Source organism: Umezawaea tangerina (assembly GCF_003002815.1).
GTDB lineage: Bacteria > Actinomycetota > Actinomycetes > Mycobacteriales > Pseudonocardiaceae > Umezawaea > Umezawaea tangerina.
The window spans coordinates 171,421-184,946 of the sequence record NZ_PVTF01000017.1; the positions used below are offsets into that span (position 1 = coordinate 171,421).

Consider the following 13,526-nt stretch of genomic DNA (forward strand, 5'->3'; position numbering starts at 1 on the left):
GGACGACGTGACAAGGCCAGACCCTCGTAAAACCGCAGCACTGTCCGCCGCGTTGTCCGGGGCGGTGGACCTGGGCGCGCTCAAGGCGCGCGCCGACGCGGCCCGGCAGCGGCCCGCCGCGCAGTCAACACCCACCGGAGGCCCGGCTTCGGCGCCGAGTCCGTGGGTTCTCGAAGTCACCGAGGCCACTTTCCAGGCGGTGGTGGAGCGGTCGATGGAGATCCCGGTGGTGGTCGAGCTGACCGCGACCTGGAGTCCTGAGGCCCAGCAGCTCTCGCCGGTCCTGGAGGCCGCCGCGAGGCAGTCCGGTGGCGCGTGGATCCTCGCCAAGGTCGACTTGGACGCGAGTCCGCGGATCGGGCAGGCGTTCGGCGTGCAGTCCGTGCCGACCGTCGTGGCCGTCGCGGCCGGGCAGCCGATCGACGCGTTCTCCGGGCCGTTGCCGCAGGCGGAGTTCGGGCAGTGGATCACCCGGCTGCTCGACGCCCTGCGCGACAAGCTGCCCGGTATCGCGGCCGCCGAGGCGAACGCGGGCGGTGCGCCCGCTCCGGTGGAGGAGCCCGAGGACCCGCGGTTCGTCGCGGCCGAGGAGGCGTTCGAGGAGGGTGACTTCGCGAAGGCCGAGGCCGCCTACGAGGCCATCCTCGCCGCGGAGCCCGCGAACGAGGAGGCCAAGGCGGCTCTCGTGCAGGTCCGCTTCACGGCCCGTGCCGAGGCGATCGACCAGGACGCGGTCGCGCGTGCGGACGCGGCGCCCGACGACCTCGACGCGCAGCTGGCGGCGGCGGACCTGGAGATCGTGAACCAGGACGTCGAGGGCGCTTTCAAGCGGCTCGTCGACACGGTCCGCCGGGTCTACGGCGACGACCGCAACAAGGTCCGCGAGCACCTCGTCGGGTTGTTCGAGCTGTTCCCCGCCGACGACCCGAGGGTCTCGGCGGCCCGCCGCAACCTGGCCAGCGCGCTCTTCTGAGTCCGGCGGGGAGGGCTCGCGGGCCCTCCCCGGCTCAGGGGGCTCAGGAGTACTTGCGGGTGCAGACGCCCTTGTCGCCGTCGAAGAAGCCGTCGCGGAACGCCTCGACCCGAGCGAACCCCGACGGCACGACGGCGCCGTTCACGTCGGCCGCGACCAGGCTCTTGTCGGCCAGCAGCTCGGCCACGGCCTCGTCCAGGTCGCCCGCGGACAGCCGCAGCCTGGAGGTGGGCTTGGTGGTCGTCCCGGCCCACGCCCCGGTCAGGCACGCCGTGCGCAGGCCCGCCGCGGGACCGTCCAGCGGGTAGCCGGTGGCCTTCTGGATCGACAGGGCGAACCGGGAGGCGATCTCGGCGAACGCGGCGAAGTCGCCGAGCCCGCCGGTCTGGCCCTTCTTCGGCACGGACCCGATCCTGGTGAGCTCGGCGAGGTCGAGCGACACCTGGTTGGTGCTCGGGCAGTAGGCCGCCGGTGACGTGGTCTTCTCCACGTCCGGGCAGTCGCCGAGGCCTTCCTTGAACGCGGGCGGGGCCGCGCCGGTCTGCTTGTAGGCGTCGCGCAGGCTGCTCTCCAGCGCGTCGAGGCTCTTGCGCTCGGCGACCGGGAGCTGGCCCTTGGACTCGTCGTCCGGGCTGAACGTCTGCTGGGTGATCCGGCTCTTGATCTCGGTCTCGTTGATCTGGGCGCACCGCTTGGGGTCGCCCGCGAAGCCGAACTGGAACGCCGCCACGCGGTCGAACGCGCTGCCGTGCGCGCCCTGCTTCTCGGCGCTGGTGCCCGCCGCGTCGCGGATGAAGAACATCGTGGCCAGCACCTGGTTGAGGCCGGGCCCGGTGGAGAGGCGGAAGTGCTTGGAGTTGCCCTCGGCGATCCAGCGGAAGAAGTTGCCCGCGTAGCAGTCGGCCTGCTGCTCCTTGATGATCGTCGGCGTGTTCGTCGTGATGCCGCTCGCGTCGCCGAGCTTGTACTGCACGGCGTGGCCGGTCTCGTGGGCCAGCACGGTCACCACGGACATCGGGCCGAACGAGTCGTTGAGCATCGGCAGCAGCTCGCCGCGGTCCCAGGCGATGCTGTCGTCGAGCGAGCAGTAGAACGCGTTGGCGACGCCCGCGGTGTTGGTCCGGCACACGTCGACGCTGGTGCCGCCGGAGTCGTAGGAGATGAGCCGCTTCACCGGCTCGAACCGGCGGCCGCCGAAGTTCATCGGCAGCTGCTGGGTCCAGTACTCCTCGACGTCGGCGAGGGTGTTCACGGCGAGCCGGTCCATCTCGCCGCCGTCGCCGTTCTCCACGGGCAGCGCCGCGTCCGGCACACCGGGTTTCGCGCCGCTCTCGCCCTGGGTGATCTCCAGGCCGGAGACCTTGCTGATGTCCGGTCGCTCGGGCTTCGGCAGACCGCCGACGGTCGTCGTGCACGCCCCGAGCAGGCCGACCACCGACACCGTCGCGACGAGCGCCGCCCCTCGCCAAGCCCGCCGCGCCATCCCAGGCTCCCCCGTTCCGGTCCGCTTTTCGCCAGCGCTGCGCACCCTACTTGGTTCAACCGGCCCAGCGGTCGAGACCGAACCGTGAGCCTTCCTCACCCCTGGGGATGATTTCTAGACATCCCAGGCTCGTTTTGCTTGTCCCGTACTGGCGAGTAGGGCGAACGTCTCCGCTCACCAGCCTTCAACGCAGAGGGAGCCAGCGGTATGGCAGAGGACGATTCGCCGGGGAGAACCCGGTGGGCCAGGTTCGTCGCCGTCTTCGGCATCGGCGCGATCGGCGCCGGTGCCCTGATGTTCGGCATGTCCCAAGGAGCGCTCGCGGCGTCGTTCGCGGTCTCCGGCAGCAGCTTCAAGGTCTCCGCGGACACCCTGACCGGTGAGGGGTTCGTGCAGTTCGGCGGGATCGACGCCGGGTCGGGCCAGGCCCACCCGGTCGCCGTGAACGGCTTCCGCAAGGCCACGCTCGACACGTTCTGCCAGTCCGTCTTCCTCCCCGGCCTGCCGATCGTCGGTGACGTGACGATGCGCATCACCGCCGCGGACGTCGCGGGGATGCAGGCCGACAACCTGGTCGTCAACCTCACCGACCTGACCGGCGACCTCACCCTCGGCAACCCGCAGATCGGGGTGGACGCGGGCTCGCTCGACAAGGGCCCCGCCGGGCTCAAGGGCCAGGCGGGCGGGTTCGGCCTGCAGGCCGACAACGCCACGATCACCGGTCTGCACCAGACCGCGTGGAGCACGACCGCTCAGACGATCAAGTTCACGGGTATGGGCCTCACGGTCCGCACCGGTCGTCAGGAGTGCTTCTGAACGGCGGTCCGGACGACCAGCCCCCGCGGCGGTCGTCCGGACTGCACAGGGCGTGGCGCGCCTTCCGCGCGTGGCGCCGGGCCAGGCCGTTCTGGGCCGGTCTGTTCGTCGGACTGGCCGGTCTGGTCATCCTCGCGCCGCCCTACGCCAACCTGAGGCTGGGCGACCTGGTCATCTCGATCAAGACGTTCGGCGGGGTGTCCGCGCTGCTCATCGGCGTCCTGCTGGAGATCGCCGCGGGTGCGCTGTGGTTCCGGCCGGGCTTCCGGTTCCCCGCGGGTGTCGTGGCCGTGCTGCTGTCGCTGATCGCGCTGGTGACCACGAACCTCGGCGGGTTCCTGGTCGGCACGGTCCTGGGCCTGCTGGGCGGCGCGCTGGCCGTCTCGTGGACGGACCGGCCGCGCAAGGCGAAGGCGTCGAGGACGGGCAAGCACGGGTCGACCGCGACACCGCTGGCCGCGTTGTCGTTGGTGGGCCTCGTCCTGCTGCAACCGCCGACCTCGACCGAGCCGCCGCCGAGCAGCCAGGCGCCGACGTCCTCGTCGGTGCCCTCGACCACGGCCGAACCGCCCTCGACACCGCCACCGTCGTCGTCGGTCCCGCCGTCGTCGAGCGAGCCGTCGGCACCGCCCCCGTCGGAGGACCAGCCGCTGCCGCCACCGGAGGACAACACCCCTCTGGTGGCGGCGAACCGGGCCTGGACCCTGAAGGCCAGCAGGTTGGAGCTCGGCGGCCTCGACTTCACCGGTGTCCGGGAGGTCCCGCTCGACGGGAGGCAGGTGGAGGTGCTGCGGTTCACCGCCACCAGCCTGAAGATCACGAACCTGGTGCAGACCGCCGACCTCGGTGACGGGCACGCGCTCGTCACCGCGGCGGCGCCCGGCAGCGTGTCCACGGTCGACTCGGGCCGGATCGAGCTGCTCACCCTGCGGCTCAAGGGGAACCTGGACATCCTCGGCCTGAGGATCCCGGTCGACTACACCGCCGCCAACCCGCCGCCGCTGAACGTCCCGTTCGCCGCGTTCACCGAGGTGACCGTGCAGAACACCGACCTGCGCGGCGGCGTGCTGAGGATCCCCGGCGCGCGCATCAGCACGTCCTGATCAGCGGATCCCGCAGGCCTTGTCGCCGTCGAACACGCCGGTCCGGAACACCTCGACGCGTGCGAACCCCGGTTCCAGTCCCGACTTCCCCTTGGCGTCGCGGGTCGGGAAGTTCCCGGCCAGCAGCAGCTGGACCGCCTCGTCCATGTCACCGGGGGAGAGGCCGAACTCGCCTTGCGGCTTCAGCACGGTCGCCGTGTACGCGCCCGCCATGCACAGCGCGTTGCGGCCCGCCCCGGAGCCCTCGGTCGGCTTGCCCGCCTGTGCCAGCGCCGCCAGCCCGTACCGGCTCGCCATCAGCAGGCCGGTCGCGTAGTCGCCGATCTCCTCGTGCAGCTTCGGCAGGTCGCCCTTCACGTCGATCTCCACGGACTTGTCCGCCGCGCAGAACGCCACCGGCCCCTGGTCTCCCGCGCAGTCCGGCTCCGAGGTGACCTCGGTCGACTTGGGCGGCACCCACGTCTTGCCCAGCGAGGTGACCACGCCCTGGTAGTAGCCGTTCAGGTTGGGGGTCAGCTGGTCGATCATCTGGTCGAACGGCAGGTTGCCGCCGCGGTCGCGGTCGTCGACGCTGGTGAACGCCTGCTGGGTGAACACCCGGTTCTGCACGGTCATCGCCCCGCAGAACTTCGTGCCCTGCTGGAACCCGTCCTGGAACGCCGACACCCGGTCGAAAGCGTTGCCGTGCGCCGCCTGGTCGTTGGGCGAGGTGCCCACCGGGTCGCGGAACGTGATCAGCGCGCCGAGCGCCGAGTCCAGCGCGTCCTGGCCGATGTCCAACGACTTCGACTTCCCGTCGCTCACCCACTTCGTGAACGACCCGGCGAAGCAGTCCGCCATCGCCTCGGTCAGGATCGTCGGGTACTTGCCGGGGTTCGCCCGCTCCGCCTCGGGCGTGATGCCCATCCGCTTCTGCGCCGCGTGCCCCATCTCGTGCGCCAGCACGATCACCACGGCCGCGTCGCCGAACTTGCTCTGCAACACCGGCAACAACGCCGCCCGGTCGTAGGCGACCGCGTCCGCAGACGGGCAGTAGAACGCGTTGCCCTCCACGTCGGACGCCTTCTCCGTGCACGGCGGCGGCTTCGCGCTCGCGTCCGCCGTGTCGACGGAGAAGATCCCTCCGGACAGCGACGTCCACGGCTTGTTGAAGGACGCGGGGAACTCATCGGTCCAGAACCGGTCGATGTCGGCCAGCGCGGTACCCGCCAACTGGTCGATCTGTCCACCGTCACTGCCGTTGATCGTGCTCGTCGACTTCGTGTCGCGCGCCACGACCCTGGCCGCCTTCGGCTGGCCGCTGACCGCGACCGTGCACCCACTGCCGACCGTCGCGACCGCCGTCACCAGCGCCGCGAGCCTGACCAGCCGTCCTGATCGCTGTCGCATCGCACCATTGTGCCCGCACTCCCGCCCACTCGGCGTCAAACCTGGTCACGCCACCACCCCAAAACCCCCAACCATCCGGTCTACCTATCAACGCGCAACACGAGGACAAGGGCGAGGACGGGGGTGGGAACTAGGGGGACGGGGCGCGGGACGGAGACGGGGCCGGGGCGTGAGGAGGACGGGGAGGGAGGAGGAGGGGGAGGGGCTGTGGCGAGGACGAGGGTGGGGACGGGGCGCAGGCACAAGGGTGAGGACGGGGGCGGGACGAGGACGAGGGTGGGGACGGGGCGGGACAAGGACAAGCAGGGGGCGGGGGAGGGAACAAGGGCGAGGGCGGGGGTGGGAACAAGAGCGGGGACGGGGGCTGGGACAACGACAAGGACAAGGACAAGGAGGGGGTGGCGGCGGGCGGGGGCGACCCAACTGGGCGCAGCCCGCCAGCGCGCATCCGGCGCGGAGCGCCTGGGGCCTCGTCGGCGCCAGCCGATGCCCTGTCCGCCGCGAAGCGCGGATGCCCTATCCGACGGCGGAGCCGAGGATGCAGTGTCGAGCGCAGCTCGATGCTGGCGAAGCCAGACCTCCCCTCTGCCCCCGATCCACAGCGCCCTCCTGCTTGATCTTGCTTGTCAAGACAGCTCTATCGTCTTGACAAGCAAGATCAAGCATTGAGACAATCGCGCGCCGGGGGCCGGGCTTCCCAGGGTGGGACGGCTGGGAGCCGAACTTCACGCGGTAGGAGGGCTGGAACCGGACTCCACCAGGGCGCGGTGAGATTCCCGGGGCGGGAAGCCAGGCCCGGTGAGACAACCCCACCCACCACCCACAACATCAAGCCACCGCAGGCTCCACGCTGATCAGCCCGCACCCATAAGCCTTGGCCCTCCCGATCCCCCCGACGACCGCCTCCCTGAACGCCTCCCGATCCGTCACCACCAGATGCCCCTCGAACCTCACCGCCTCCACCGTGATCTTCGTCGCCGCGTTCTTCCTCCCCACCAGCGTCGGGATCGGCGAAGGTTCCACGTCCGGTCCCGGTCCGGCGTCCGGGATCACGAACCCGTGTTGTCGTCCTTTCCGGATCAGCCACTCCACCTGCCTTTCCGGTTCCCGGTGCACCAGCCGTTTCCGCGACTTCGCCTCGCACCACGTCGGGTTCGCGACGATCCGGAACGCCAGCTTCCGCCCTGGTTCCACCACGTCCAGCACCGGTCGGAGGGGGCGGACCTCGGCGGGTGCGGTCAGGTGGCCGGCGGGTAAGTGGCCCCAGTCGGGTTCTGTGCGGCTCTGCACGTACTGGACGTACCCGTCGTTCGTGCTGTCCAGGCGCCACAGCACGGCGTGGGCCTGTCGGGCGGGTGTGGATTCGGTGATGTTGGGGAACGCCGACATCACCGTGCGGTGCATGTCGTGGATGTTGGCGTGGTCACGGCGGAACTCGCGTGACCGGTCATTGATGGCCAGAGTGCTGAGGAACACGACAATCCCGATTCGATAAGCGTAGTCAATGGGTCCCGATAAATGCGGCGGAAGCCCCCTGGCTGCGGAAACGTCTTGGGTGGTCGGAAACTGCTGTTGTCTGCCATCGACTTCCACGGCCCCCGCCGTGTCGCATTCGTCGAGATCGGTCATGTAATCAGATTCCGTTTCGGATGCCTATGCGGTAACCCTGATGAGCCTCTGTTGGGCGTTCGACTTCACCCGTTGGTCGCAAGGTTTCCGGGCACTGGTCTAACCCAGTTATCGGTCCATTACGCAGTTTTGCGCCTCCGACGGGCCTGTACTCCTCGTCCTCGCGGGTGTCGACCCCCTGTCTGCGGGGTGGCGAGAAAACGACATTCCACGGGACGGTGGTATCTGCGGTCCTCCGACTGCCGAACACTGGTGGACGCGTCGACCTCGTCGTCGCTGGCAGAGCACGGAACAGGACCAGTCGGGATGCTGACCCTCGATCAACTTGCCCAGATCGGGCGCCTTCAGCACCTCTGCGAGGTGCACGGCTGGCGGGTGCAGTTGAAACGTTCCACCACCCCTCCGCACGACGTGGAGGAACTGGTCTACTTCACCGAGAACGGCCTGTGGCTCGACGTCCTGCGCGTCCGTTCCGACACCGACGCCCAGGCCGCGCGGCTGATCCGCCAGTCGGTGGTGGAGAACCGCCCGTGCGCGGTGTGGGAGGCCGAGGGCACCCTGGAGGCCGTGCTCGACCGGCTCGTCGAGCTGCGCTGACCAGGCTGTTCCTCCGCGCGAGCCGGTCCGGCCGGGCTTTGTCCCCCGTGCGAGCTACCGGGAAGTGTCCGCTCCGGCGGGATTCGGCCGGGCGCCGATCTGCATAGCGTTCGTGGTGCAAGGTCGATGCCCGGTAGCCCCCAAGGAGTCGGAACCATGGAGCGCACCCTCACCCCCTCGGACGACGTCCGGTCCACCCCCGAGCCCTCCGTGCGGGCCCCGCGGTTGCGCCGGTTCCGGTTCCCGGTCCTGTTCGTCGCGGTGTTCGCGGTCATGGTCGCCTTCGCCGCGGTCAACCAGCTCGTCGCCCCTATCCCGCTGCTCGCCCTGCCGGTCGGGATCGGCCTGGCGGTGGCCGGGGTGCTGGTCTACCGCCGGTTGACCACGGCTGTGGAGGGGCGGGTGGAGGTGCCCGAGCTGGCGCGCCGGGACATGTGGTCGGGGCTGCGCCGGGGCGCGCTGCTCGGCGGTGGCCTGTTCACCGCGGTGATGGCGCTGATCCTGGTGTTCGGCGGGTTCGACACGGTGTCGTGGGGTTCGGTGTTCGGGGCGCTGGGCATCGCCGGGTCGATGACGGGTGTCGCGGTGATGGAGGAGGCGCTGTTCCGCGGGGTGCTGTTCCGGATCCTGGAGGAGCGGGCGGGGACCGTGGTGGCGCTGGTGGTGTCGTCGGTGCTGTTCGGTGCGACGCACCTGGTCAACGGCAACGCGACGGTGTGGGGGACGTTGGCGATCGCGTTGACCGGTGGCACGATGCTGGCCGCGGCCTACGTGGTGACGCGGTCGTTGTGGTTCCCGATCGGGATGCACTTCGCGTGGAACGTGGTGCAGGGCGGGGTGTTCGGCACGGTGGTGTCGGGTTCGGACCAGGCTCCGGAGGGGTTGCTGCACACCTCGTTGACCGGTCCGGTGGCGTTGACCGGTGGTGGGTTCGGCCCGGAGGCGAGCCTGGTGTCGTTGGTGGTGTGCCTGGTGGCCGCGGTGGTGCTGCTGCGCCGGGCGGTGCGCACCGGTCAGATCCGTCCCCGCCCCTGACACCGGACCGGGAAACCCTGGCATCGAAGCGAAAACGAAGAACGGCCGCCCCGAGACCTCGGGGCGGCCGTTCCTGCGTGGGCGGGTGCTACAGCGGGTCCTCGATCACGACGTGCTCGTCCTCCGGCGCCAGCCACAGCACACCGGACGGCGGCAGCTGCAGGATCGCCGAAGCCGGGCGGCCGTGCCACGGGTGCGCCTCCGCCTCGACGACGCCGAGGTTGCCGACCCCCGAACCGCCGTAGGCGGAGGAGTCGGTGTTGACGACCTCGCGCCACCTGCCGGTGGTCGGCAGGCCGACCCGGTAGTCGTGGTGTGGCTGGCCGGAGAAGTTCGCGACGCACGCCAGGTGCGACCCGTCCTCACCGATGCGCAGGAAGCTCAGCACGTTGCCCGCGGAGTCGTTCGCGTCGATCCACGAGAACCCCTCGGGCTTGTTGTCCGCGCTGTAGAGCGCGGGCGAGCCCTTGTACACGCGGTTCAGGTCGCCCAGCAGCGCGCGGACACCGCCGTGCAGCGGGTCGTCGAGCAGGTGCCAGTCGAGCGACTTGGACTCCGACCACTCCTCGGGCTGGCCGAACTCGCCGCCCATGAACAGCAGCTGCTTGCCGGGGTGCGCCCACATGAACGCCAGCAGCGAACGCAGGCCCGCCGCCTTGTTCCACGAGTCGCCCGGCATCCGCTGCCACAGCGAGCCCTTGCCGTGCACGACCTCGTCGTGCGACAGCGGCAGCACGAAGTTCTCGCTCCACGCGTACACCAGCGAGAAGGTGATCTCGTTGTGGTGGAACGACCGGTGGATCGGTTCGCGGCCCAGGTAGTGGAGCGTGTCGTGCATCCACCCCATGTTCCACTTGAACCCGAACCCGAGGCCGCCCAGGTGCGTGGGCCTGGTGACGCCCGGCCACGCGGTCGACTCCTCGGCGATCATCATGATGCCGGGGTGGCGCCGGTAGACCGTGGCGTTGAGCTCCTGCATGAACCGCACGGCGTCGAGGTTCTCGCGGCCGCCGTACTGGTTGGGCAGCCACTGCCCTTCCTTGCGCGAGTAGTCGAGGTACAGCATCGAGGCGACCGCGTCGACCCGCAGGCCGTCGAGGTGGAACTCCTCGATCCAGTACAGCGCGTTCGCGACGAGGAAGTTGCGGACCTCGTTGCGGCCGAAGTCGAAGACGAGCGTGCCCCAGTCGGGCTGCTCGCCGCGGCGCGGGTCGGCGTGCTCGTAGAGCGCCGTGCCGTCGAACTTCGCCAACGCCCAGCTGTCCTTGGGGAAGTGCGCGGGCACCCAGTCGACGATCACGCCGATGCCCCGCTGGTGCAGGGTGTCGACGAAGTACCGGAAGTCGTCCGGCGACCCGAAGCGGGACGTCGGCGCGTAGTAGGAGGTGACCTGGTAGCCCCACGAGCCGCCGAACGGGTGCTCGGCGACCGGCAGCAGCTCGACGTGGGTGAACCCGGTCTCCACCAGGTAGTCGCCCAGCTGCTCGGCCAGCTCGCGGTAGCCCAGACCGGGCCGCCACGAGCCGAGGTGCACCTCGTAGGTGCTGACCGGCGCGTTGATCCACGTCGTGGCCTCGCGCTTGGCCTCCCACTCGGCGTCGCCCCACGTGTAGTCGGAGACGGTGACGACGGACGCGGTCTGCGGCGGCACCTCGGTGCCGAACGCCATCGGGTCGGCCTTCTCGTGCCACGCCCCGTCCGCGCCGAGGATGCGGAACTTGTACTTGGTGCCGACCGGGATGCCGGGGATGAACACCTCCCACACGCCGGAGGAGCCCAGCGACCGCATCGGGTTCGCGCGGCCGTCCCAGCCGTCGAAGTCGCCGATCACCCGCACACCGCGCGCGGTCGGCGCCCACACCGCGAACGAGGTGCCCTCGACGCGCCCGGACGGCGTGTCGTAGCCGCGGTGGTGCGCGCCGAGCACGTCCCACAGCCGCTCGTGGCGGCCCTCGCCGATCAGGTGCAGGTCCAGCTCGCCCACGGTCGGCAGCCAGCGGTACGGGTCGTCGACGGTGACGACGTCACCGTCGTAGTCGATCTCCAGCCGGTAGTCGCCGGGGTGTTCGGGGAGCTTCCCCGCGAACAGGCTGTCGACGACGCGCGGCAGGTCCCACTTCTCGTCGCCCGCCACGACGGCGACCGACTTGGCACCCGGCCTGAGGGCTCGGGCGACCACGCCGGTGCCGACGTGGTGCAGGCCCAGCACCGAGTGCGGATCGTGGTGCGCTCCGGCCAGCAGCCGGTCCACATCGCTCGGCGACGGTGCGGCGTCAGGGAGTTCGGCCGGTTTGGCGTTCACGATTCCGTCACGCTCCTTCTCCTGTGATCCGGGCGATCGACGACAGCGGGACCGTCAACCACTCCGGCCGGTTCGCGTACTCGTAGGCGACCTCGTAGACCGCCTTGTCCAACTCGAAGGCCCTCAGCAGCTCCCCGTGCCGCCTGGGGTCCCCGACCGACTCGGCCGCCGCCTCCGCGTAACCCTCGCAGAAGGCCGCGCGGTTGCGGCGCGCCCACTCCAGGGCCCGCTCCGTCAGGAGTGGATCCTCCTCCTGCCCGACCAGGAGCTGGTGCGCGGCGTAGTCGAAGGATCGCAGCATTCCGGCCACGTCGCGCAGCGGCGACTTGAGCGCCGCCCGTTCGGCGGCCGGCGCGGCGGGCTCGCCCTCGAAGTCGATCAGCAGCCAGCCGTGCACGGTGCGCAGCACCTGACCGAGGTGCAGGTCGCCGTGGATGTTCTGCACGACGATCGCGCCCTGGTTGTCCACGGCCTTGTCGAACGCCTCGCGCAGCGCGGGCACGAACGGGTCGAGCGCCGGGACCATCGCGGCCACCGCGTCGAGCCGGGCGTGCATCGCGCGCACGGTGCCCTGGATGTCGTCGTCGTCCGCGTCGTGCTGGCCGAGCGCCCGGTCGAGGTCGGCGTGCACGGTGGCGACCGCCTGCCCGAGCCGGTTGGCCTCGCCCGCGAAGTCGCCGCCCACCTGGTCGGCGTGCAGCTCGGACTCGGCCATCAGGTCGCGCACGCTCGTCGTCGCCATCGCCCAGCCGTCGACCGCGTCCGGCAGGAACTGCTGGAGCATGCCGATGGTGATCGGCTGGCCCTCCAGCGTGCCGGTGATGGAGCCGAGCGGCTGCGCGATGTGCTCGCAGCCGACCTTGCGCAGCGCGCGGTGCAGCACCAGGTCCGGGTTCGGCCCGAACGAGAGCTTGCGGAACAGCTTGAGGATGTACTGGCTGCCGAAGATGATCGACGTGTTGCTCTGCTCGGAGGTGATGGGCCGCCCGCGCAGACCACCGGTCAGCTCGGCGTCCGGCTCGTGCTCGAAGCCGAGCCCGTCGACCTCGCCACCCCGCACCATCAGGTCCAGCAGGTGGCCGGTCAGCTCGCCGTCGGTGGTCGCGTCGTAGGACTCCTCGCGGTCGGTCACCAGCAGCTGGTAGGCCTCCACCCGGTCCTGCTGCTCCACCTCGACGACGAGGTGCACGAGCAGCGGGTCCTCGAGCAGCACGGTCGTCCGGAGTGGACGGACCGAGCCCACCGGCCGGTCCTTGCCCGCGAACCAGCGCTGCGCGGGCAACCAGCCCGGCAGCTCCGTCAGCAGCTTCTCGACCAGTTCCTGGGGTTCGGTCACGTCGCTCACCTCGATTCGCCGTCGTCGCCCACGGTGGCCAGCTGGAACCAGTAGAACCCGTGGCCGGGCAGCGTGAGCAGGTACGGCAGTTCGCCGACGGTGGGGAAGTGGACCCCGCCGGTCAGCTCCACCGGGGTGGTCCCCCGGTGCTCGGACAGGTCAAGTTCGACCGGCTGCGGGAAGCGCGACAGGTTGTTGACGCACAGCACGATGTCCTCGTGCCCGTCCGGTCGCGTCCAGCGCCGCTTGTAGGCGAGCACGCTCGGGTTCGACCCGCCGAGGTCGATGAAGGTGCCTTCGGCGAGCGCGTGGTGCTGCTTGCGCACCTCGATCATCCGGCGGGTCCAGTTCAGCAGCGAGGAGGCGTTGTTGAGCTGCGCCTCCACGTTGAGCGCCTGGTAGCCGTAGATCGGGTCCATGATCACCGGCAGGTAGATCCGGCCGGGGTCGCAGCTGGAGAAGCCGGCGTTGCGGTCGGGGGTCCACTGCATCGGCGTGCGCACCGCGTCGCGGTCGCCCAGCCAGATGTTGTCGCCCATGCCGATCTCGTCGCCGTAGTACAGGACGGGCGAGCCGGGCAGCGACAGCAGCATCGCCGTGAACAGCTCCTGCTGGTTGCGGTCGTTCTCCAGCAGCGGGGCCAACCGGCGGCGGATGCCGATGTTGGCCTTCATCCGCGGGTCCTTGGCGTACTCGGTGTACATGTAGTCGCGCTCTTCGTCGGTGACCATCTCGAGCGTGAGCTCGTCGTGGTTGCGCAGGAAGATGCCCCACTGCGTACCGGTCGGGATCTCCGGCGTCTGCGCCAGGATCTCCGAGATCGGGAACCGCGACTCCCGCCGCACCGCCATGAAGATCCGCGG

The 13,526-nt window shown here is 70.2% G+C and carries 11 protein-coding genes; 5 read left to right on the forward strand and 6 right to left on the reverse strand.

The features are described from left to right. Window positions 1-7: 7 nt before the first annotated feature. Window positions 8-973, forward strand: coding sequence for a tetratricopeptide repeat protein (locus CLV43_RS40920; RefSeq protein ID WP_425445799.1), 966 nt, complete (start codon window positions 8-10; stop codon window positions 971-973). Between the two features lie 43 nt (window positions 974-1,016). On the opposite strand, the gene CLV43_RS40925 is transcribed toward CLV43_RS40920, so the two are convergent. Further along, window positions 1,017-2,456: a neutral zinc metallopeptidase gene (locus tag CLV43_RS40925; RefSeq protein ID WP_245887377.1), complete on the reverse strand. Its 1,440-nt coding sequence runs from the start codon at window positions 2,454-2,456 to the stop codon at window positions 1,017-1,019. A 207-nt stretch (window positions 2,457-2,663) separates the two neighbouring features. Between CLV43_RS40925 and CLV43_RS40930 the strand changes: the two genes are divergently transcribed. Continuing rightward, entirely contained in the window at window positions 2,664-3,272 is a 609-nt protein-coding gene (locus CLV43_RS40930; protein WP_106195306.1) for a DUF6230 family protein, read from the forward strand. Then, window positions 3,263-4,375, forward strand: a complete 1,113-nt coding sequence (locus CLV43_RS40935) for a DUF6114 domain-containing protein (protein ID WP_106195309.1) — start codon at window positions 3,263-3,265, stop codon at window positions 4,373-4,375. The genes CLV43_RS40930 and CLV43_RS40935 overlap by 10 nt, the downstream gene beginning before the upstream one ends. Here the strand turns inward: CLV43_RS40935 and CLV43_RS40940 are convergent, their stop codons facing one another. Then, window positions 4,376-5,764: a neutral zinc metallopeptidase gene (locus CLV43_RS40940; RefSeq protein WP_106195311.1), complete on the reverse strand. Its 1,389-nt coding sequence runs from the start codon at window positions 5,762-5,764 to the stop codon at window positions 4,376-4,378. It abuts the gene before it with no gap. An 828-nt stretch (window positions 5,765-6,592) separates the two neighbouring features. Beyond that, a complete protein-coding gene (gene cas6e / locus CLV43_RS40945) occupies window positions 6,593-7,393 on the reverse strand; it encodes a type I-E CRISPR-associated protein Cas6/Cse3/CasE (protein ID WP_245887381.1) in 801 nt (266 codons plus the stop codon). Window positions 7,394-7,699: 306 nt separating this feature from the next. Here cas6e and CLV43_RS40950 point away from each other — a divergent pair, with 306 nt between their 5' ends. Both CLV43_RS40950 and CLV43_RS40955 read left to right on the forward strand, forming a co-directional pair. Then, the gene (locus CLV43_RS40950; protein WP_106195317.1) at window positions 7,700-7,990 is read left to right on the forward strand and encodes a hypothetical protein; all 291 of its coding nucleotides are present in this window, start codon (window positions 7,700-7,702) and stop codon (window positions 7,988-7,990) included. Window positions 7,991-8,146: 156 nt separating this feature from the next. Then, on the forward strand, window positions 8,147-9,025 hold the full coding sequence (locus CLV43_RS40955; RefSeq protein WP_106195320.1) for a CPBP family intramembrane glutamic endopeptidase: 879 nt from the start codon (window positions 8,147-8,149) through the stop codon (window positions 9,023-9,025). Between the two features lie 88 nt (window positions 9,026-9,113). Here CLV43_RS40955 and glgB read toward each other — a convergent pair whose 3' ends face one another. From glgB to CLV43_RS40970, 3 genes are all read right to left on the reverse strand, one after another. Next, the gene (glgB, locus tag CLV43_RS40960) at window positions 9,114-11,327 is read right to left on the reverse strand and encodes a 1,4-alpha-glucan branching protein GlgB (protein ID WP_106195323.1); all 2,214 of its coding nucleotides are present in this window, start codon (window positions 11,325-11,327) and stop codon (window positions 9,114-9,116) included. Between the two features lie 7 nt (window positions 11,328-11,334). Beyond that, complete coding sequence (locus tag CLV43_RS40965; protein ID WP_106195383.1) at window positions 11,335-12,663, reverse strand: maltokinase N-terminal cap-like domain-containing protein; 1,329 nt, start codon at window positions 12,661-12,663, stop codon at window positions 11,335-11,337. A gap of 5 nt (window positions 12,664-12,668) precedes the next feature. Continuing rightward, window positions 12,669-13,526: alpha-glucosidase C-terminal domain-containing protein (locus CLV43_RS40970; RefSeq protein WP_211304800.1), on the reverse strand; the 858-nt coding region annotated here is incomplete at its 5' end.

What these genes read in the sequence shown, in the direction of transcription:
- CLV43_RS40925 (WP_245887377.1), bottom strand. Translation starts at nt 2,456, where the DNA reads ATGGCGCGGCGGGCTTGGCGAGGGGCGGCGCTCGTCGCGACGGTGTCG.
- CLV43_RS40930 (WP_106195306.1), top strand. Translation starts at nt 2,664, where the DNA reads ATGGCAGAGGACGATTCGCCGGGGAGAACCCGGTGGGCCAGGTTCGTC.
- CLV43_RS40940 (WP_106195311.1), bottom strand. Translation starts at nt 5,764, where the DNA reads ATGCGACAGCGATCAGGACGGCTGGTCAGGCTCGCGGCGCTGGTGACG.
- cas6e (WP_245887381.1), bottom strand. Translation starts at nt 7,393, where the DNA reads ATGACCGATCTCGACGAATGCGACACGGCGGGGGCCGTGGAAGTCGAT.
- CLV43_RS40950 (WP_106195317.1), top strand. Translation starts at nt 7,700, where the DNA reads ATGCTGACCCTCGATCAACTTGCCCAGATCGGGCGCCTTCAGCACCTC.
- CLV43_RS40955 (WP_106195320.1), top strand. Translation starts at nt 8,147, where the DNA reads ATGGAGCGCACCCTCACCCCCTCGGACGACGTCCGGTCCACCCCCGAG.